At 64.7% G+C, this 21,495-nt stretch carries 16 protein-coding genes; 5 read left to right on the top strand and 11 right to left on the bottom strand.

Annotation, left to right across the window (positions count from 1 at the left end; translation table 11 throughout):
- Positions 1–79 precede the first annotated feature (79 nt).
- A complete protein-coding gene (locus tag ACODSO_RS14020; protein WP_489037424.1) occupies positions 80–832 on the top strand; it encodes an acyl-[acyl-carrier-protein] thioesterase in 753 nt (250 codons plus the stop codon).
- Here the strand turns inward: ACODSO_RS14020 and ACODSO_RS14025 are convergent.
- From ACODSO_RS14025 to ACODSO_RS14050, 6 genes are read right to left on the bottom strand one after another with little or no spacing between them, the layout of a single operon-like run.
- Positions 751–2,175, bottom strand: coding sequence for an AMP-binding protein (locus tag ACODSO_RS14025; protein ID WP_489037406.1), 1,425 nt, complete (start codon positions 2,173–2,175; stop codon positions 751–753). The two genes, ACODSO_RS14020 and ACODSO_RS14025, sit on opposite strands and share 82 nt — an antisense overlap.
- Positions 2,168–2,770 (bottom strand): energy-coupling factor transporter transmembrane component T family protein, encoded by a 603-nt coding sequence (locus ACODSO_RS14030; RefSeq protein WP_489037407.1) that lies wholly within the window; start codon positions 2,768–2,770, stop codon positions 2,168–2,170. Before ACODSO_RS14030 ends, ACODSO_RS14025 begins: the two co-directional genes overlap by 8 nt.
- Positions 2,767–3,447, bottom strand: coding sequence for an energy-coupling factor ABC transporter ATP-binding protein (locus ACODSO_RS14035; protein ID WP_489037408.1), 681 nt, complete (start codon positions 3,445–3,447; stop codon positions 2,767–2,769). Before ACODSO_RS14035 ends, ACODSO_RS14030 begins: the two co-directional genes overlap by 4 nt.
- Positions 3,444–4,619 (bottom strand): thiolase family protein, encoded by a 1,176-nt coding sequence (locus ACODSO_RS14040; RefSeq protein ID WP_489037409.1) that lies wholly within the window; start codon positions 4,617–4,619, stop codon positions 3,444–3,446. Before ACODSO_RS14040 ends, ACODSO_RS14035 begins: the two co-directional genes overlap by 4 nt.
- Positions 4,616–5,677, bottom strand: coding sequence for an AMP-binding enzyme (locus tag ACODSO_RS14045; RefSeq protein WP_489037425.1), 1,062 nt, complete (start codon positions 5,675–5,677; stop codon positions 4,616–4,618). Before ACODSO_RS14045 ends, ACODSO_RS14040 begins: the two co-directional genes overlap by 4 nt.
- Positions 5,678–5,733: 56 nt before the next feature.
- Positions 5,734–6,336 (bottom strand): biotin transporter BioY, encoded by a 603-nt coding sequence (locus ACODSO_RS14050; RefSeq protein ID WP_489037410.1) that lies wholly within the window; start codon positions 6,334–6,336, stop codon positions 5,734–5,736.
- Positions 6,337–6,481: 145 nt separating this feature from the next.
- Between ACODSO_RS14050 and ACODSO_RS14055 the strand changes: the two genes are divergently transcribed.
- The gene (locus ACODSO_RS14055) at positions 6,482–6,973 is read left to right on the top strand and encodes a SixA phosphatase family protein (RefSeq protein WP_489037411.1); all 492 of its coding nucleotides are present in this window, start codon (positions 6,482–6,484) and stop codon (positions 6,971–6,973) included.
- A 159-nt stretch (positions 6,974–7,132) separates the two neighbouring features.
- Here ACODSO_RS14055 and ACODSO_RS14060 read toward each other — a convergent pair whose 3' ends face one another.
- On the bottom strand, positions 7,133–7,336 hold the full coding sequence (locus ACODSO_RS14060) for a hypothetical protein (RefSeq protein WP_489037412.1): 204 nt from the start codon (positions 7,334–7,336) through the stop codon (positions 7,133–7,135).
- Positions 7,337–7,471: 135 nt separating this feature from the next.
- Entirely contained in the window at positions 7,472–8,476 is a 1,005-nt protein-coding gene (locus ACODSO_RS14065; RefSeq protein ID WP_489037413.1) for an MsnO8 family LLM class oxidoreductase, read from the bottom strand.
- A 101-nt stretch (positions 8,477–8,577) separates the two neighbouring features.
- On the opposite strand from ACODSO_RS14065, the gene ACODSO_RS14070 reads away from it, so the two are divergent.
- Positions 8,578–8,943: a VOC family protein gene (locus ACODSO_RS14070; protein WP_489037414.1), complete on the top strand. Its 366-nt coding sequence runs from the start codon at positions 8,578–8,580 to the stop codon at positions 8,941–8,943.
- A gap of 3 nt (positions 8,944–8,946) precedes the next feature.
- Here the strand turns inward: ACODSO_RS14070 and ACODSO_RS14075 are convergent, their stop codons facing one another.
- Positions 8,947–9,882, bottom strand: a complete 936-nt coding sequence (locus ACODSO_RS14075) for an endonuclease/exonuclease/phosphatase family protein (RefSeq protein WP_489037415.1) — start codon at positions 9,880–9,882, stop codon at positions 8,947–8,949.
- Between the two features lie 135 nt (positions 9,883–10,017).
- Between ACODSO_RS14075 and ACODSO_RS14080 the strand changes: the two genes are divergently transcribed.
- On the top strand, positions 10,018–11,640 hold the full coding sequence (locus tag ACODSO_RS14080) for a GMC oxidoreductase (protein WP_489037416.1): 1,623 nt from the start codon (positions 10,018–10,020) through the stop codon (positions 11,638–11,640).
- A gap of 80 nt (positions 11,641–11,720) precedes the next feature.
- Entirely contained in the window at positions 11,721–13,145 is a 1,425-nt protein-coding gene (locus ACODSO_RS14085) for an MFS transporter (RefSeq protein ID WP_489037417.1), read from the top strand.
- A gap of 113 nt (positions 13,146–13,258) precedes the next feature.
- On the opposite strand, the gene ACODSO_RS14090 is transcribed toward ACODSO_RS14085, so the two are convergent.
- A complete protein-coding gene (locus ACODSO_RS14090) occupies positions 13,259–17,215 on the bottom strand; it encodes a DNA-directed RNA polymerase subunit beta' (RefSeq protein WP_068381785.1) in 3,957 nt (1,318 codons plus the stop codon).
- 100 nt (positions 17,216–17,315) lie between these two features.
- Positions 17,316–20,822 carry a DNA-directed RNA polymerase subunit beta gene (gene rpoB / locus ACODSO_RS14095; RefSeq protein ID WP_489037418.1) on the bottom strand — a complete coding sequence of 1,169 codons (3,507 nt, stop codon included), beginning with the start codon at positions 20,820–20,822 and terminating at the stop codon, positions 17,316–17,318.
- Positions 20,823–21,495: the final 673 nt, after the last annotated feature.

Here is a 21,495-nt window from a genome sequence, read left to right on the forward strand (position 1 = left end):
ACGGGCAGGTAGGTTCTAGGCGATGGACCCTGCCGAACGAGGGAGCACACCTGTGGCCAGCGGAACCCGCACCGAACCACTGAGCTTCGACGACCCACTGGCCCCTGCCCCACCGGCGGGGGAAGGCTTCGAGACCGGCTGGACCGTACGCACCGGCGACGTCGACCCCGACAACCGCCTCAGGTTCGACGGAATCGCCCGCTACCTGCAGGACATCGGTTCGGACAACCTGGCGGCCACACCGCTCGGCGAGACGGATCCGTTCTGGATCGTGCGTCGGACGGTGGTCGACGTCCACACCCCGGTGAAGTTCCCCGACCGAGTACACATGCGACGCTGGTGCTCCTCGATGTCGACGCGGTGGTCCAACATGCGGGTGGACATCACGACCGACAAGGGCGCGTCGATCGAGACCGAGGGCTTCTGGATCAACATCAGCGCAACCACCGGGATGCCGACCCGCATCAGCGACGAAGCGCTGGGCTTGCTTGCCCGCACCACCGAGGAACATCGCTTGCGCTGGAAGGCATGGCTCACCGAGCCTGTGCCCGCGCAGTCACATACCGATGTGCAATTTCCGTTGCGCGCCACCGACATCGATTCGTTCAACCACGTCAACAATGCGGCATATTGGCACGCGGTGGAAGAACTGCTCGTCGACCGGACCGACCTGCTCAGCGTTCCCCACCGGGCCGTCATCGAATACCTCTCCCCCATCCTCGCCGGTGAGCACGTCAGCATTCGACATCGCTACGAAGGCGGGGCACTGACGATGTGGTTCGTGGTCTCCGGCGTCGCGCGGTGCGTCGCGAAGGTCGCCCCGAGAGCCTGACGGTCGAGCTTGCCGCGCGGCGTCCGCGGCAGGCCGTCGAGCACAAGGATGCGCGACGGCATGCTCGGGCTCGGCAGAGTCGCACGCAATGCGCGACGGACCTCCTCGACGGACGGTCCATCCGAATCGACCACCACGGCCAACGCAGGCGCTTCTCCCATCCGCGCATCAGCTACCGCGACGACAGCGGCCTCGTCCACACCTGGAATGGCCAGTGCAGCAGCCTCGATCGGCGCCAGTTCGACGTTCAAACCTGCCCTGATCAACGTCTCGGAGTCCCGGCCGAACAGCGTGAGAGCACGGCCACCCATGTCCCCGTGCAAATCCTCGAGGCTTCCCCTATCCCCGACCGTCATCCACCCGTCCACCGGCCCTCCCGAGATTCCGCCACGGGTGAGATAGCCGTCGAACAGCATGTCGCTCCGAACATGGACGATTCCATCACGGATCTCTGCGTCCACACCGTCGAACAACGTCCCAGCGCCCGGATCGACGCCGCGGTCGTAGGACACGAAACTCAATTCCGACGCGCCGTAGAAATGCACCAACGACGCGTTGGGCAACACCGTCTGCAGCGCCTCCCGCCCGGAGGACGGCCACCGCGCCGCACTCGACAGCACCTCGCGGACGCTCGGCACCGTCCCGCTTCCCGATCGCGCGACATCCCAGGCGATCGTCGGAACCGAGTACAGATGCGTCGGAGAGCTGGTCAAGGCTTCTGCGACCGGCCGGAGATCGACGCATGCACCGCGGGTCAAGCCATGCAAAGCGCCGTACAGGAAATGGGTGTGGTCGAGAACGCCCGGCGTCGACACCCGATCACCGCGCCGGACGTCGAATACCTCGTCGCTGCGGTCGAGCGTCCGAGCCCACGACAGCTGGTTTCGGACGAAGAGCTTCGGTTCGCCGGTGGTGCCCGAGGTGATCCCCACGAGTAATTCGCTCTGCGCGCGCGCCGTGTCGTGCGGCCCGTCGGAGTCCACGTTTGCGAGTGGGCTCTCGCAACCGAGCTGGCGCAGTCGCCGATGCGCGGCCGGCGCAGCGATCACGGCGCCAGGTTGGGCGAGCTCGATGACGTGCGCGAACTGACCGGCGAGCAAGTGCCGGTGCAGCAATACCACTCCGACGCCCGAGCGCATCGCCGCCGTCACCGCCACGAGTGAACCGACGTCCGACGTCGGCAGGACAGCGATCCGCCGCATACCGCGCAACCCCGCCGCCGCGCGGGTCACTCTCGCCCAGAACTCGGCGTAGGACACCGATCCCTGCCGGTCGACGACAGCCAGCTCGTGCGGGATGTCGCGGACGTGGCGAGCAATACGGTCGGCGAGCAGTTCAGTCATCGTCGACGCCTCGGGCAATCAGCGCATCTCCCAGTGCATCTGCCGTACGAAGCGCCCGGACCAGAACCGGTGTCGCCAGAGCGGTCATCGACCACTGCAGTCCGCGAGCCTTTCTCGCCTCGGACACCTCGTGCACGATAGTCGCCAGGATGGGGATGCATCGGATGGCCAGCGCGAGCATCAGCCCTATCCGGTCCGGGTCGACGCCGAAGCGGCGCAACGGCTGCAGTGCTCGTGTGACGGTATCGAGCATATCCGTCACCCGCGTCGTCAACGTGACGAGCGCCGCGAGCGCCACCGAGATCAGCAGCACCCCACACACCACGATCGCGCGCGTCGGAGACGTGACGATCAACTGGAAGATTCCGATGATCAGCATCATCCACAGCACCGGCCGAAGCTGGGCCAACGCTACTTTCACGGGGATCCGGGCGACGGCGAACAACGCCGCGACAGTAAGTGCGACCGCACCGACAGCGACGGGGGTGCGCGCAAAGAGCGTTGCCGCGATGATCGTCAGCAGCAAGAGCAGCAGCTTCACTCCTGCGGGCATCCGATGCAGCAGCGAGCTACCGGGCCGATACAACCCGATCACATGACCAACTCCCTATACGCCGGCACCGCATCGGCTGGGGTTCCGTCGAACGCCACTAAGCCGTCGTCGATGACGATCACCCGCTCGAACGAGTCCAACAGAGCCAGCTGATGGGTGACGACGATGACCTGTTGGTCCATCGAATCGAGCGCGTTGGCGACGACACGGGCATTGCGGAGGTCGAGCAGCGTCGTCGGTTCGTCGGCGACGACGACCTCCGGTCGACGGATCAGCACCGCGCCGATCGCGAGCAACTGTTTCTGCCCGCCGGACAACAGGTGTGCGGGGTGCTCGGCATGGCCGTCGAGCCGGAAGCGAACCATGATGTCCTGCACGCGCTCGGCAACGTCCTGCTTGCTCAGTCCGGAACGTCGCAGTGAGAACGCAAGATCCTCTGCGACAGTCGGCATTACGATCTGCGTGTCCGGGTCGGTGAAAACGAACCCGACTTTCTTGCGAACCTGCGCGCCCTTCTTCGCGGCGTCGACACCGTCGACCGTCACGGTTCCCGAGTTCGGCGCGAGGAGTCCGTTGATGGTGCGCGCCAGCGTCGACTTGCCCGACCCGTTCGACCCGATGATGCCGACGCGTCGCTCGGTGATACGAAGATCGATCCCGCGCAACACTTCCCGTTCTCCGAATGCGTGCCGAACAGCATCGAAGACGATCTCGCTCACTGCACACGCTCCACGATCATTGCTATTCCTTGACCTCCGCCGATCGCGCAGGCCGCGAGACCGAGTTCCGGTCCGGACGGGATCGACATCTGACGTGCCAACCGCACCAGCAGTATCGCACCGGACGCACCCCATGGATGCCCCATCGCGATCGCGCCACCTTGCGGGCACAGTACGCTCTCGTCGAGACCCAACTCGTCGGACACCGCAAGAACCACGGAGGCGAATGCCTCGGTGATCTCCACGATGCCGATGTCGGACAGAGCAACTCCGTTGCGAGCGAGCACCTTCTCGATGGCGGGGACCGGGCCGAGACCCGGCAGCGCTGGATCCGAACCTGCGACTGCAGAACCCAGAACCCGAAGGGCGGGAAGGCCTTCGGCGCGCGCGGCCGTCGTCACCGCGACCACCGCGGCCCCGTCCGAGATTCCGCACGAATTCCCCGCAGTCACAGTGCCGTCCGCAGTGAACGTCGGTCGTAGGCGGGCCAACCTGACCTCACTCATGTTCGGCCTGATCCGCTGGTCACGCTCGATGCCCGCCACGGACACGATTTCACCGGTGAAATCTGTTGCAGCAGCGGCCATATGTGAATGTGAAGCGTACGCGTCCTGACGCTCGCGACTGATCCCGCGCACGCGAGCGAGATCGTCGGCGGCGACTCCCATATCCGGATCGGGAAACCCCCTCGGCGCGAACGGAGCCCGTGTGTACCTGACCTGCTCGGCACCACTGTCTTGCTCGGAACTACGGCCCTGCTCGGAACTGCGGCTCGGTGGCCAGAACCGCCACGGCGCGGTACTCGCCGACTCGACGCCACCGGCGAGAATCAGCTGTTCGTCACCGCTCTTGACTCGCGCCGCTGCCTGCATGACCGCGTCCAGTCCGGACCCGCACTGACGGTCGACCGTGACACCCGGAACGTCGACGCCGAGGCCTGCCGCGAGCGAGGCGATCCGTGCCGGATCGCCCCCGGGCCCGAGGCAGTTACCGAGAACGACGTCGTCGACCTCGGCTGTACAGCCGGCTTCGCGCAGCGTTCGCATCGTGGCCCGGAGAACCGGAGCAGCCAGATCTGTCGTCGTGAGGTCCGCGAAGCCGTGACCGGCGTTGCCGATCGGCGTACGCCACGGCGCGACGAGAACAGGGGCGTCCTTGGCTGCTCGGGTCATGGTTGCGAGTCTGTCACTCGGGCCCGTGCGATCTTGCCGCTGCCCGTTCGAGGGAGCTCGTCGACGACGGTCCACCGACGCGGCACGGCCTCCTTCTGCAGCGACGCGCGTGCCTGGTCCTTGATTCGTGCCAGCAGCGCGGTCTGGTCAGGCGTGCTGTGATCCAGTTCGAGCACCGCAGTCACTGTCTGGCCGAGAACAGCGTGGGGGGTGCCGACGACCGCGGACGCCTTGACGCCGACGATAGCGTCGAGAATCCGTTCGACGTCCTCGGCAAGGACGGTCGTTCCCCCGACATTCACCGCCGAAGTCCCCCGACCGTGCACGACGAGTTCGCCACCCGGCCGCAGTTCTGCAAGGTCACCGACTCCGACCCACTCGTCGCTGCCCAGAACGCGGTAGGGCGAACGAACGAACAGCAGACCGCCCCTGATCTCGGCCTCGACGCGGTCCAGTAGCCGCAGTGGCTCGGGGACCACACGTGCCGCGACGAGCGACAGCTCCGCGGCGCCGTAGTACTCGACGAGCCTCAGGCCGCGCGCACGGTTCTCCGCGCCTGCATCGAGCGAGGTCCCGGCCACGACGGCAGTGTGCAGGTTCGGTGCGCGGTGCAACAGCTCCCGAAGCACTGCGGGGACGGCGTGCGTCACCGTGGCCGTTCGTTCGTCGTCGGTGACGCATGCACCGACGACGAGCGCGTGAACAGCGCCGAACAGATGCATCGTCGCGTGCAGCGGGCCGGTCACGAGCACCCGGTCGGAGGCGGTGATCCCAGTGATCGAGGTGAACTCCTCGAAACTGTCGGTCCACGACTCCGCCGTGCGGGCCAGCGGACGAGGTGTGCCGGTCGATCCGGATGTCCCGACGAGCAGGAATGCACCCGTGGGGATCTCCGAGCGGTCCGGACGCGCAGTTGGATCCTCGACGCGCACCGCTGCGCCCTGCCGCGCCGCGGCGAACACACAGATCAGCGCTTCGGGTAATGCCAGGGCGGAGGCGTCGTGGACCGCGGCATCGGGCCACTCTGCGACCGCAGCGTCGAATCGGTCGTAGGACAGAGGGCTGCCGCCGACATCGATCGCGATATCGGTGCCCGACCCGCCCGGACGCAAGCTCACCTGGTCGCGATGATGCCGGGATAGGCCCGGTGCACACTTTTCGCGACGACTGTGGCGATGACTACCTTCACCAGATCTCCGGGAAGGAACGCGAAGTTGGTCGAGATCGCAGCCCACACTCCGAGATCGGTACGCAGCAACAGGCCGATGGTTCCGAAGATGTAGACGACAACGATCCCGCCGAGCGCATTGATCAGCAGTCCGAGCACCAGCGGGTATTTCGGCAGGATCCGGGCAGTGAGCAAGCCGATGACGAAGACTGCCGGAATCCAACCGACGAGGTAACCGGCACTCGGCCCGGCCAGGGCGGTCAGGCCCGTTCGTCCGCCCGACAGGAGTGGAAGGCCGATGAGGGTGAGCGCGATGAAGACTGCAACAGCGGCGACACCCTTGCGTGGACCGAGAACCGCGCCGGCCAGGATGACGCCGAGCGTCTGCAGTGTGATCGGTACACCGCTGAAACCGACCGTGATCGCGCCGGCCAAACCGAGAGCAGCAATGAGCGCGGCGAACACCGCGATCTGCGCCATTTCTCGCGCCGAGATACGCACCTTCGAACCCGACACCGTTGTCTCCCGTACGCCTTCGATACCTGACATGACCACTCCTAGTAATACAAGCTTGAACGGCGTTCAAGGTAGCAGGTGCGGTCGTGGTGGCCCCCACGAAGGGCTGGAAGCGACGCACCGGCTGCGAGCTCGCCACCTCCGTTATCGAACGAGTGGGGCCGATACGGTAGTAACCATGACTCGAACCCTCGTCCTCATGCGGCACGGCAAGTCCGGCTACCCGGAGGGAACTCCGGACCACGACCGCCCGCTCGCCGAGCGTGGCCAACGCGAAGCAGCGCTCGCAGGGGCATGGATCACCGACACCCTCGGCGGTGTCGATGCGGTGATCTGCTCGACAGCGACTCGGACTCGCCAGACCCTGGTGGCCACTGGGATCGATGCTGCAACCACGTTCGAGGAACTGATCTACGGCGCGTCACCAGAGGAGATCATCGAAGAGATCGCGCGGACCGACGACTCGGTGGCCACCCTCCTCGTCGTCGGGCATGCGCCCGGAATACCGTTCACTGCACTGGAATTGGCGGAGGCAACCGGATCCGAGGCTGCAATCGAGATCGGCCGGAAGTTCCCGACGTCCGCGATGGCAGTCCTGACCATCGACGTACCGTGGTCGGAGATCGGGCGCGGTGTCGCTGCGCTCACTGCTTTCCACGTTCCGCGGTAGGACCGAATGAGTCGTTCGCTGGGCCTCCGGGTGACCGAACGAGTCGTTCACTCCCGGTCGGAGACCGAATGAGTCGTTCGTCTACTTCAAGTGACCGAATGAGTCGTTCGCTCCCAATTGGAGACCGAATGAGTCATTCGGTCACTGGGGCTTGGGCGCTCAGCGCCGAATCTTCGCGACGACGAATCCGACGACACCGAGCGCGATGAGCAACAGCAGCGCGGTACCGAATCCGGCGAGCCACCAGACCACCGCGAAGACCACGAGTGCCGGGGCAGCAGCGATGAGAGCGATCGCGGGGTTCTCCCGGACGGTTTCGAGCGCGGTCTGCGCGTGAACCCGGTCGAGCTTCTTTCCTGCCATGATGCGCCTCCGTGAGTCCGCTTACCTCTGCCTCACTCCACAGTAGCGCGCATCTGCCTCGATGCCGATGACTCCCGAGCAGGTCCAACTTCCCCTGGCCTCGGTCCCAGGCATCCAGATGGGACCTTCCATGGATCACCTCGACAGCGAGCGCGCCAGCTGAATCAGCTGGGCATCGGCGTCGAACAGTGCTTTTCGGTCGTACGTCGACGTCGATGCCAGAATCTCGTCGGGATCGGTGCGATCGATCAGCTTCTCCAGCTGATCGGACACCTCGTCGGGAGTGCCGAGAACGGCGGAGGCGAGCGACCTTTCGACGCGCTCGCGGGTGCTCGCAGGCGCAGCGTTCAGGTCGATCTGCGACGGGTGCGTCAGGGGCGGGAATTCACCGGTCCGCCGAGATTGCGCCATCGCCCACGCCTCGGGGAGAGCCAGGGTGCGGGCACGTTCGGTGGTCTCGGCGACGGTGATGTCGAGCGAGACGATGATGCGAGGGTGCGGGTTCAAGGTGGTGGGTCGGTAGCGGGATCGATAGTCCTCGAGCGCCGAACCGTCGCCCGCCAGGATCGGACCTCCGACGACCACGGGCAGACCGGCCTCGGCAGCGACGGCGAGACCCTGCGCGGTAGCGAGGACGTAGACCGGCGGCGGCGCAATTGAGGGACGAAGCGTCACCGCTGCCGTGCCGTCGAAGTAGCTCCGCAGTTCATCCAGATCGGCAACGAACGTGTCCAACTCGTCGCGTCCGGTGCGCAGAGCTGCCCGAACCGGTTCGGTAAAGCCGAGCGAGCGACCGACGCCGAGGTCGACCCGTCCCGGATACAGAGCCTCGAGCATCGCGAACTGTTCCGCGACGACGAACGGCTGGTGGTTGGGCAGCATCACTCCACCAGATCCGATGCGGATGCTCGACGTCCTGGCACCGACCGCCGCAAGAAGAACCGCAGGCGACCCGCTCGCTATGCCGGGCACACCGTGATGCTCGGCGACCCAGAACCGGTGATAGCCGAGTTTCTCGGCGTTGATCGCACGCTCGATCGTCGCGTCGAGCGCAGCGCCATCCGAATAGCCGTCGCGGGTTCGAGACCGATCGAGCAGGGACAGAATCACCTCTAGCGCAACCGACTCCCCGTCGTGCATATTTCTTTGCGCAAATCAGTGCGATCGAGGACCGAATCAGTCCGCAATTGGCGTCAGACTTGTTCTACCCGACACCGAGAACCTCGACACAGGAGAACCTCATGGACATCAAGCTCGAGCTCGTGATCATTCCCGTCTCCGACGTGGATCGTGCCAAGGACTTCTATACCCGCATCGGGTTCAATGCCGACCACGATGCGAGTCCGTCGGACGGGATTCGCTTCGTCCAGCTGACGCCGCCGGGATCAGCGTGCTCGATCGCCATCGGAACCGGCATCACCGACGCAGCTCCCGGCAGCGTCGAAGGGCTGCAGGTGGTCGTCGACAGCGCCGAGGAAGCCCGGAGCCACTTCGTCGCAGCAGGTCTCGACATCGAACCCGTCGTCGACCTCGGGTGGGGAAAGTTCGTGTTCTTCGCCGATCCCGACGGCAACAAGTGGGCGGTACAGGAACTCCCGCAGTACTAGGGACTACAGGACGAGCGAGGCGCGGATGCCTCGGTGATCGGATCCCGGCAGATCCACCAGTCCCACCTCGGTCACCGACGCGTCGCGCACGAGAACGTGGTCGATCGCGATCAGAGGCGGGAGCTTCCACTCTGCGTGATAGGTCGCGAGATGGCCCGCACCGACCTCCATGGCGGCGTCTCGGAAGCCCTCGGTACACAGGTCGCGGTATCGCTTGTGGTCATAGGTGGCGTTGAAGTCGCCGGCAACCACGACCGGGCCGTCGTCGACCGGGATCTTCGCGAGCATCTGACCGATCGCGGCAAGCTCGCGCACCCACACCTCGGGGTGGCGCGGCCACGGCGGAACGGGATGCACCGCGAACACGACGGGCGAAGTCCCGCCGGGAACGTGCACACGTGCCGACAGCAGTTCTGTCACATAGCCGTCGTGGCGCTCGTGGTCCGACAGCGGGTGACGCGAATAGATCCCCGTGCCGTCGCCGCCTGCCGCCGGACTGACGAACGACTCCGGTAGCCGGTCGAGGAGACCCGCGTCGAGAAGACGCTGATGCGCCTGCGGGGTCAGCTCGACGACCGTCAGAACATCGGGTTCGTACTTGTCCAGCAGGGCGATGATTGCCTCGGTGTCGGCCTGACCGAGCAGGATGTTCGCGTGCAGGACTGTGAACGGAGTCCCCGACGCCGGTCGACGTCGGAACCGCCGGATCCACAGCGGCGCCTGGGTCCACGCTGCGGCAAGAATCGCTGCACCGCCGATCGCGGCACCTGTCCACCCCAGGCCGAAGGTCAACAGAACTGCTCCCGGAACCGAACCGAACATCGGAATGCGAGCGAGGGAACCGGCGACGAGAACGACCTGGCTTCGCGAATCCACCAGGTGCGCCACCACGGCCAACAGTGCAGCCGTCACAAAAGCGGCGCCGAGAACGATGATCATCTTGGGCAGTCTCCCACCTCGATCTGAGGGGAGCCTGGGAGATGTCACCGCATGCTACTGTTCGGTCGCTTTTCGCCGAACGGATAGGGAACAATCACTTCTCGGGTCGTATCGAGTGCAGGGGACACACAACACGTGAAACGCAGGCAACTGCTTCAGCTGGCAGCCGCAGGACTGGTCGGATTGGCGGCACCGCCCGTCGTCGCGGCCGGACGCGCTGGGGCGTTACCGATCGGCGTCGGTTCGATCCGGTCACTTGTCCCCGAGTTGTTCGCCGATCCGCCGCGTCCGCCCGATCATTCGTCCGTCATCGTGATCGGCTCGGGCTTCGGTGCGAGCGCCGCTGCTCTTCGGCTCGCCCAGGCCGGAAGCCAGGTCACGATCCTCGAACGCGGGCTCCGGTGGCCACGTGATCCGTGGCGCGAGATCTTCACCGCAGACATGACCGCCGACGGGCGTGGACTGTGGCAGCAAGGCTCGTTCACCAACATCACCGGCATGCCCGTCGGGCCCGTCGACCGCTTCAATGGCGTGCTCGACACGACCCGGTTCGAGAACCTCTCGGTGTGGCGCGCAGCCGCGGTCGGCGGTGGGTCCATCGTCTACACCGGCGTCACCATCGCTCCCGAAAAGCGGTACTTCGACATGTCCTTCGGCGGTCGGCTCGACTACGACGAGATGGCATCGTCCTGGTACCCCAGGGCGCGGTCGATGCTGCTGCCGTCGACGATGCCCGCTGATATCTACGACAGTCCGAACTTCGCGCATTCACGGACCTGGGACGACCATGCCCGACGCGCCGGCTTCCAACCCCAAGCGGTCGACGGCACCTGGAACTGGAACGTCGTACGCGACGAGATCGCCGGACGATCCCGCCCGTCGGCGATCGTCGGGGCGAGCACATTCGGAAACTCGAACGGCGCCAAGTACGACCTGACGCAGAACTACATTCCGCAAGCCGAGGGCACCGGCCGTGCGACTGTGTGCCACAGCCACGAGGTCGCCTCGATCGGCACCGAATCCGGCGGCCGATACCGCGTCGAGGTCCGGCGGCTCGATCCCGAGGGCAACGTCCTCGAAACGAGAACGGTGACGTGCGACAAGCTCGTCCTCGGCGCCGGCTCGATCGGCACCACGGAGCTTCTGCTGCGCGCGCAAGCCACCGGCGCGCTGGGAAATCTGAACGAATTCGTCGGGCGCGGTTGGGGAACCAACGGCGATGCGTCCATGACGCGCTCGCTCGGTCCCGCCGCAGGCGTTCCGCAGGCAGCGCCGTGTGCCTCGCGCATCGTCGACGAATCGAGCATTCCCGTCACCGTCGAGAACTGGTATGTCCCCGGTGTGCCATGGGATCTCGGTTTCCTCGGCTCACTCGGCATGACCATCGACCCGCTACGCGCGGACTTCCGATACGACGCCGCACGCGACGGTATGACACTGTCCTGGCCGCGGGGCGGCAGCCGCGACACTGTCGAAGCGCTACGCGCAGTGCAGAACAGGATGGCCGAGGCCGGCGGCACCGTCGTATCGGCTGAGCCGTTCACTCGTGACGTCGACGACACGTTCACTGCGCATCCACTCGGCGGCGCGGTCCTCGGCGACGTCACCGACTCCTACGGCCGAGTCAAGGGTCACAACGGTCTGTACGTCATGGACGGCGCGTTGATCCCCGGCAGCACCGGCGCGGTCAACCCGTCGCTGACCATCACAGCGCTCGCAGAGCGCAACGTTGCTCGGGTGATCGCCGACGGGCGCTGACTGTCCCCTCTTCTTCGAACCGTGTCCCTCGACAGTCCACGGTTGACCTGGAGTGCACTCGAGGTTTTAGGTTCGTAGACATGCACTCCCCCAACAACTCTCCCGTCGGAACCTGGCAACAATTGCTGACCGGTCGCTACCTCGGCACCGCCACGGTTCTCGCAGGCGGCGTCGCGTTGTACGCGACCAACGTCTACCTCACGACAAGCCTGCTCCCCACCGCCATCGAGGAGATCGGCGGCGAACGCTACTACGCGTGGACGGCGACGGTGTTCCTCATCGCGTCCGTGGTCTCCTCGATGATGGTCAGCAACCTCCTCGCTTCCCGAGGGCCGAGAGGGGCCTACCTGATCGGGCTCACGGTCTTCGCACTCGGCACCGTCGTGTGTGCACTCAGTCCGACGATGGAACTCCTCCTGGTCGGCCGAACCGTCCAAGGCGCGGGAGGTGGTCTACTGGCCGGTCTCGGCTACGCCGTCATCAACGCCGCGCTCCCGAAACATCTCTGGACGCGTGGCGCAGCACTGGTATCGGCCATGTGGGGCGTCGGAACGTTCGCTGGGCCCGCGATCGGTGGCGTGTTCGCTCAATTCGGAGCGTGGAGACTGGCTTTCGGCGTGCTGGTCATCGCAGCCATCGCAGTAGGTGCCCTCGTCCCCCGTGCACTTCCGGCGCACACCGCCGGCAGCTCCACCCGGAGCCCGGTACCGGTTCTCTCGCTGGCTCTGTTGACCGCAGCAGCGCTGTTGGTGAGCGTCGCAGGAATCATGTCCCATCTCGCCGTCACCGCAACCATGGTTGTCGCAGCGGTACTACTGCTGGTCGCATTCGTCGCAGCCGATCGACGAACGGATCACGGCGTACTGCCGCCGTCGACGTTCAGTCGATCCTCGCTGAAGTGGGTCTACCTGACGATCGTCGTCCTCGCCGTTGCGTCGACCGTCGAAACATTCATCCCGCTGTTCGGCCAGCGACTCGCAGGATTAGCGCCTCTCGCTGCCGGATTCCTCGGTGCGGCTCTGGCTTTGGGGTGGACTCTGGGTGAGATCCCCAGTGCCTCGGCCACGTCACCACGCGTCGTGCGGCGAATCATCATCGCCGGACCGGTTCTCGTCGCCGCCGGACTGGGAATCATGGCCGCGTTCCTGACGGATCAGGCGGGAGCCGGTGCGCTGGCCGCATGGATCGTCGGACTCCTTGTCGCAGGTGCCGGAATAGGCATCGCTTGGCCGCATCTGGCGGTCGGCGCAATGACTGCTGTCGCCGAACCTGGCGAGGGTGCGCGGGCGTCGGCTGCCATCAACACAATTCAGCTGATCGCCAACGCATTCGGCGCGGCTCTGGCCGGCGTGCTGGTGAACATCGGCGAGCCCTCGACACTGCACTCGGCACAGCTGCTGCTCGGCACCTTCGCCGCCCTCGCGATCATCGGGGTGGCAGTGGCGGCTCGGGCGGTTCCGCGAGCGACGCGCGAGCATCAGGTCGCGGCGGCTTCGGAACGTTAGGTCCCGGGATCACGAAAAAGCCCCGCTCCCAGAAAACTGGGTGCGGGGCTTTCCCAGTGGTGCGGTTGAGTGCACTCACGCACACTCAACCGTGCCACTGCGGCGAAAGTCGCCTAGCGGTATTCGTTGGAGAAACCGTAGTCGTCGAGCGGCACTGCGGCACCGGTGTTCTGGCCGAAGCCGTCCGGGCTGTAGTACTGATCGTCGTACGACGGCACCGCGTATGCCGCGGCACGTGCCTCCTCGGTGGGCTGCACCTGGATGTTCCGGTACCGGTTGATGCCGGTACCAGCCGGGATGAGCTTACCGATGATGACGTTCTCCTTGAGACCGATGAGCTTGTCGCTGCGGGTGTTGATAGCCGCATCGGTGAGCACACGAGTGGTCTCCTGGAAGGACGCTGCCGACAGCCACGAATCGGTTGCCAGCGATGCCTTGGTGATACCCATCAGGACCGGACGTCCGGCTGCGGGCTCGCCACCTTCGGCGACGACGCGACGGTTCGACGCCTCGAACTCGCTGCGCTCGGTCAGAGAACCGGGCAGGAATTCGGTGGAGCCGGAGTCGATGATCGTCACACGACGGAGCATCTGGCGCACGATCGTCTCGACGTGCTTGTCGTGAATCGACACGCCCTGACTGCGGTACACCTCCTGGACCTCGTTGACCAGGTGGATCTGAACCTGGCGAGGACCCATCACGCGCAGAACCTCGTGCGGATCGGCAGCACCTTCCATGAGCTGCTGGCCGACCTCGACGTGGTCACCGTCCGCCAAGAGGCGCTCGGTGCCGTCGTCGTGCTTGAAGACGCGCAGACGCTGACGCTTGGAGAGCTTGTCGTAGACAACCTCTTCGCCGCCGTCGTCCGGGACGATGGTGATCTTGTAGAAACGATCGCCGTCCTCGAGCTGGATGCGTCCCGACACGTCCGCGATGGGAGCCTTGCCCTTCGGCACACGTGCCTCGAACAGCTCCGTCACGCGAGGCAGACCACCGGTGATGTCATCTCCGGCGACACCACCCTGGTGGAAGGTACGCATGGTGAGCTGCGTTCCGGGCTCACCGATCGACTGTGCTGCGACGATACCGACGGCCTCGCCGATGTCGACCAGCTTGCCGGTGGCCATCGAACGGCCGTAGCAGGTAGCGCAGACGCCGGTGCCGGTGGTGCAGGTGAGCACCGAACGGACCTTGACCTCGGTGATGCCTGCCTCGATGAGAGCGTCGATGGCGGGGTCGCCGACATCGTGGCCACGGGCGACGATGATGTTGCCGTTCGCGTCGACCGCATCCGTTGCGAGTGTGCGTGCACGAGTACTGGTCTCGACGTGTGCGTCGCGAATCATCGTGCCGTCGGCGAGCTTCTCGGCGATGGTCGTGACGATGCCGCGCTCGGTGCCACAGTCGGTCTCCCGAACGATGACATCCTGCGAGACGTCGACGAGACGACGCGTCAGGTAGCCCGAGTCGGCGGTACGAAGCGCCGTGTCGGCCAGACCCTTACGAGCACCGTGCGTGTTGATGAAGTACTCGAGGACCGTCAGGCCTTCCTTGAAGGAAGACTTGATCGGACGCGGGATGAACTCACCCTTCGGGTTGGTCACCAGGCCCTTCATACCGGCGAGCGACCGCACCTGAGTCATGTTTCCGGCTGCGCCGGACTTCACGATCATCGGGATGGGGTTGTCGTCGGGGAAGTGTGCCTCCATGGCCTTACCGACCATCTCGGTAGCGTCCTGCCAGATCTTGACCAACGCGGAGTTGCGCTCGACCTTGTCGAGTGCGCCACGCTGGTACTTCTTCTCGATCTGATCGGCCTGAGCCTCGAACGTCTCCATGATCTGCGGCTTCTCCGGCGGCACGAGGACGTCGGAGATCGAGATGGTGACACCCGAACGCGTGGCCCAGTAGAAGCCTGCATCCTTGAGCTTGTCGACGGTCTGCGCCACGACGATCATCGGGTAACGCTCGGCGAGATCGTTGATGATGGTCGACTGACGCTTCTTCGGCATCTGCTCGTTGACGAACGGGTAGTCCGCCGGAAGCAGCTCGTTGAAGATGACGCGTCCGAGGGTGGTCTGCGCGGTCCATGCTTCGCCGCGACGCCACCCGTTCGGGAACTGCTCGGCCTCGACGTCGAGCGGCGGACGCTGTGTCGTCAGGCGCACACGAATGAGCGACTGCACAGTGAGCGAACCACGGTCGACGGCCATCTGAGCCTCGGCCGGGCTGGAGTACGCACCGAACTCGGCGTGGTCGGTCTTGGCATCGGCACGTTCACCGATGGCACCGTCGTCGAGACGAGTCAGGTGGAACAGACCCGTGACCATATCCAGACGCGGCATGGCGAGCGGACGACCCGATGCAGGCGAGAGGATGTTGTTCGAGGACAGCATCAGGATGCGAGCCTCGGCCTGTGCCTCTGCCGACAGCGGAAGGTGGACAGCCATCTGGTCACCGTCGAAGTCGGCGTTGAACGCCTCACAGACGAGCGGGTGCAGCTGGATGGCCTTGCCCTCGACGAGCTGTGGCTCGAACGCCTGGATGCCCAACCGGTGCAGGGTAGGTGCACGGTTCAGCAGCACGGGGTGTTCGGCGATGACCTCTTCGAGAACGTCCCACACCTGCGGACGCTGACGCTCGACCATGCGCTTGGCCGACTTGATGTTCTGCGCGTGGTTCAGATCCACCAGACGCTTCATCACGAACGGCTTGAACAGCTCGAGAGCCATCAGCTTCGGCAGACCACACTGGTGCAGCTTGAGCTGAGGACCGACGACGATGACCGAACGGCCCGAGTAGTCGACGCGCTTGCCGAGGAGGTTCTGACGGAAGCGACCCTGCTTGCCCTTGAGCAAGTCGGACAGCGACTTCAGCGGGCGGTTACCCGGTCCGGTGACCGGACGTCCACGACGGCCGTTGTCGAACAGGGCGTCGACCGACTCCTGCAGCATCCGCTTCTCGTTGTTGACGATGATCTCGGGAGCACCGAGGTCGATCAGGCGCTTGAGGCGGTTGTTGCGGTTGATGACGCGGCGGTACAGGTCGTTGAGGTCGGACGTCGCGAAACGTCCACCGTCGAGCTGCACCATCGGACGAAGCTCCGGTGGGATGACCGGGACAGCGTCGAGAACCATGCCCATCGGCGAGTTGCGGCCGGCCTGGAACGCTGCGACGACCTTGAGTCGCTTGAGCGCACGAAGCTTCTTCTGGCCCTTGCCGCTGCGAATGGTCTCGCGGAGCGACTCGGCCTCGGCGTCGACGTCGAAGGTCTGCATGAGCTTCTGGATCGACTCGGCACCCATGGCACCGGTGAAGTACTCGCCATAGCGATCGATGAGCTCACGGTAGATGAGCTCGTCGACGATGAGCTGCTTCGGCGACAGCTTGGTGAAGGTGGTCCAGATCTCTTCGAGACGATCCAGCTCACGCTGCGCGCGGTCACGGAGCTGACGCATTTCGCGCTCGCCGCCGTCCTTGACCTTGCGGCGGACGTCTGACTTGGCGCCCTCCGCCTCCAGCTCGGCAATGTCGGCTTCGAGCTTCTGCGCACGCGCCTCGAGGTCGGCGTCGCGCTGATCTGCGACTGCCTTCTTCTCGACCTCCATCTCGGCTTCCAGCGTCGAGAGCTCGTTGTGGCGGAGCTCGTCGTCGACGGTCGTGATGACGTAGGCAGCGAAGTAGATGATCTTTTCGAGATCCTTCGGAGCCAGGTCGAGCAGGTATCCGAGGCGTGACGGGACGCCCTTGAAATACCAGATGTGTGTGACGGGTGCGGCCAGTTCGATGTGGCCCATGCGCTCACGGCGAACCTTGGCGCGAGTGACCTCGACGCCGCAACGCTCGCAGATGATGCCCTTGAAGCGGACGCGCTTGTACTTACCGCAGTAGCACTCCCAGTCCCGAGTGGGGCCGAAGATCTTCTCGCAGAAGAGGCCGTCCTTCTCGGGCTTGAGCGTGCGGTAGTTGATGGTCTCCGGCTTCTTGACCTCGCCGTAGGACCACTGACGGATGTCGTCTGCAGTGGCAAGGCCAATGCGGAGTTCATCGAAGAAGTTGACGTCGAGCACGTAACTTCCTTTCCCCGTTATGGGTGTTGTGATACCGAATCAAAAACAAGAAATATCGCCCGGAGGGCCTGCATCGCTGCAGGCCCTCCGGACCATAGAACTACTGCGCGAGATCGTCGACCGTGGCAGCTTCGTTGCGGGAGAGGTTGATTCCCAGGTTGGCTGCGGCACGCTCGAGATCCTCGTCGTCACCGTCGGCCATCGTGATGGCTGCGCCGTCCGAGGACAGCACCTCCACGTTGAGGCACAGCGACTGGAGCTCCTTGAGGAGCACCTTGAAGGACTCGGGGATACCGGGCTCCGGGATGTTCTCGCCCTTGACGATGGCCTCGTACACCTTCACGCGGCCGACAACGTCGTCCGACTTGATGGTGAGAAGCTCCTGCAGCGTGTAGGCAGCGCCGTACGCCTGCATTGCCCAGCACTCCATCTCACCGAAGCGCTGACCACCGAACTGAGCCTTACCACCGAGGGGCTGCTGCGTGATCATCGAGTACGGCCCGGTCGAACGAGCGTGGATCTTGTCGTCGACCAAGTGGTGCAGCTTGATGATGTACATGTAGCCCACCGACACCGGGTACGGGAACGGCTCGCCGGAACGGCCGTCGAACAACGTGGCCTTTCCGTCGGCGCCGACCATCTGCTCGCCGTCGCGGTTGGGGATCGTGCTCTCCAGCAAACCGGTGAGCTGATTCTCCTTGGCGCCGTCGAACACCGGGGTGGCGATGTTGCTGTCCGCAGGTGCCGACAGCATCTCCTCGGGCAGACGCTCGGCCCAATCGGGCCTCGTGCCGTCCGTCGCGACCTGAACATTCCAGCCGGTCTTGCCGATCCACCCGAGGTGGGTCTCCAAGATCTGACCGATGTTCATACGACGCGGAACACCGTGGGTGTTCAGGATGATGTCGATCGGGGTGCCGTCGGACAGGAACGGCATGTCCTCCTGCGGGAGGATCTTGCCGATGACGCCCTTGTTTCCGTGGCGGCCGGCCAGCTTGTCGCCGTCCTGGATCTTGCGCTTCTGAGCGACGTACACGCGAACGAGCTCGTTGACGCCGGGAGGCAGATCGTCGTCGTCCTCGCGTGAGAACACACGAATGCCGATGACCTTTCCGTTCTCGCCGTGCGGAACCTTGAGCGACGTGTCGCGAACCTCGCGCGCCTTCTCACCGAAGATTGCGCGCAGCAGGCGCTCTTCGGGGGTCAGCTCGGTCTCGCCCTTCGGCGTGACCTTTCCGACCAGCACGTCGCCGTCACGAACCTCGGCACCGATGCGGATGATGCCGCGCTCGTCCAGGTCCGCGAGTACCTCGTCGGAAACGTTCGGGATGTCACGAGTGATCTCCTCGGCACCGAGCTTGGTGTCGCGGGCATCGATCTCGTGCTCCTCGATGTGGATCGAGGTGAGAACGTCCTCTTCCACGAGGCGCTGCGACAGGATGATCGCGTCCTCGTAGTTGTGGCCTTCCCACGGCATGATCGCCACGAGCAGGTTCTTGCCGAGCGCCATTTCGCCGTCTTCGGTGCAAGGACCGTCGGCGAGGACCTGGCCGGACTCGACGCGCTGACCCTCGTCCACGATGGGACGCTGGTTGGCGCACGTGCCCTGGTTGGAGCGCGCGAACTTGCGCATCCGGTACGTCTTGCGGCTTCCGTCGTCGGCCATGACCGTGACGTAGTCGGCAGAGACCTCTTCGACGACGCCGGTCTTGTCGTTGATGACGACGTCACCGGCATCGACTGCAGCGCGCAGTTCCATGCCCGTTCCGACGATCGGCGACTCGCTCCGCACCAGCGGAACAGCCTGACGCTGCATGTTCGCGCCCATCAGGGCACGGTTGGCGTCGTCGTGCTCGAGGAACGGAATCATCGCGGTTGCGACCGAGACCATCTGACGAGGCGAGACGTCCATGTAGTCGATGTCGGAGGACGAAACGAACTCGACCTCTCCACCCTTACGACGGACGAGGATCTTGTCCTCGATGAAGTGGCCGCTGTCGTCGACAGGCGAATTGGCCTGTGCGAGCGTGTGGCGATCCTCTTCGTCTGCCGTCAGGTAGTCGACGTCGTCGGTGACCTGACCGTCGACGACCTTGCGGTACGGCGTCTCGATGAATCCGAACGGGTTGACCCGTGCATACACCGACAGCGAACCGATCAGACCGATGTTCGGGCCCTCAGGGGTCTCGATGGGGCACATGCGGCCGTAGTGCGACGGGTGAACGTCGCGGACCTCGAGGCCGGCGCGCTCACGGGAAAGACCACCCGGTCCAAGGGCCGACAGGCGACGCTTGTGCGTCAGACCCGACAGCGGGTTGTTCTGGTCCATGAACTGCGACAGCTGGGACGTTCCGAAGAACTCCTTGATCGCGGCGACGACGGGACGGATGTTGATCAGGGTCTGCGGCGTGATGGCCTCGACGTCCTGAGTCGTCATACGTTCACGAACGACGCGTTCCATGCGGGACAGGCCCACGCGAATCTGGTTCTGGATCAGTTCGCCGACAGTGCGCAGACGACGGTTGCCGAAGTGGTCGATGTCGTCGACCTCGACAGGAACCTCGACGCCGTCGGGTGCCGTCATCGAAGTGTCACCTGCGTGCAGACGCACGAGGTACTCGATGGTCGCGACGATGTCTTCCTCGGTGAGGGTCGACGCCACGATCGGCTGGCCCGAGTTGAGGCCGAGCTTCTTGTTGATCTTGTAACGACCGACGCGAGCGAGGTCGTAGCGCTTGTCCTTGAAGAACAGGTTCTCCAGCAGAGTCTGCGCGGACTCCTTCGTGGGCGGCTCGCCCGGACGCAACTTGCGGTAGATGTCGAGGAGAGCCTCGTCGGTACCGGCAGTGTTGTCCTTCTCCAGCGTGGCCATGAGGATCTCGGAGAAGCCGAAGCGCTCCGTGATCTGCTCGGTGGTCCAGCCGAGAGCCTTCAGCAGCACCGTGACGGGCTGGCGACGCTTACGGTCGATACGAACACCGACGGTGTCGCGCTTGTCGACGTCGAACTCGAGCCAGGCACCGCGACCAGGAATGACCTTGACGCTGTGCAGATCCTTCTCCGTCGTCTTGTCGATCGAGTGATCGAAGTAGACGCCGGGTGAACGGACCAGCTGCGAGACGACGACGCGCTCGGTTCCGTTGATGATGAAGGTGCCCTTGTCGGTCATCATGGGGAAATCGCCCATGAAGACCGTCTGGCTCTTGATTTCACCGGTGTTGTTGTTGATGAACTCAGCGGTGACGAACAACGGCGCCGCGTACGTCATGTCCTTGTCTTTGCACTCGTCCATCGAGGCCTTGACCTCGTCGAACCGTGGGTCGGAGAAGGAAAGAGACATCGAGCCCGAGAAATCCTCGATAGGGGAAAGCTCGGTCAGGATGTCCTCGAGACCGCCGGAGACATTGCTGTCCCCGCGCGCGGCGGCACGGTCGCGCCAACTCTGCGCACCTACCAGCCATTCGAAAGAATCCGTCTGTACATCGAGGAGACCGGGTACCTCCAACGGTTCGCGAATGTTCGCGAACGAAACCCTCCTCGGGGCTCCCGGTGTTCCGACAACTGCCTTGGTCTGGCTAGAGACTGCCAAGATGCGTCCTTCCAGCACCTCACGCGGGCCGCTCGTGCAGTGCGACCGCCGCTGTATCTGCTTGCTTAATGTGGGGCGAATTCGCTGGTCACAACCAGACCGAATCCCCATCGCAGCAGTACGAAGACGGTGCTTCGACATACAGCAATCGAGAGGTGGACAGGAGGCAGCCAGCGCAACGTCCAAAGATACCCCAAATGTGCGCAGCGCGCAACAGGGGCATCAAAAGTAGCACCCGACATTTGAACCCGCACGAAGATCGTCCACTGCGTGTCGCGGGCTCGACAACCGTTCGACCGGTTGCCACGGGGTGCTCTACGAGGACAAGACTGAACCTTGCGGCTCCGTGCGTCAAGGGGGCCGAGGCGAACATTTCGTGCCACTCTCGGTCCGGGCGTTCGGCTCGGCGAACAGGACCGATTGGTCGGTTGCCGCTTCCGGACCGAATGTCTCATTCGGTCACTTTTACCCCCGAACGCGCACGTTGCAGCCAGAGCGCACGTTGCAACCTGCGCGGTCGCTGGAACGTGCGCGCAGCGACCCCGGGCCGCAGCGAATGTCTCATTCGGCCACTGGGCGCCGGCCGAACCCTGGCCGAACACTGGCCGGACCGAATGTCTCATTCGGTCACTTATGCCCCCGAACGCGCACGTTGCAGCCAGAGCGCACGTTGCAACCTGCGCGGTCGCTG

The organism is Rhodococcus sp. FG69, from assembly GCF_057808915.1.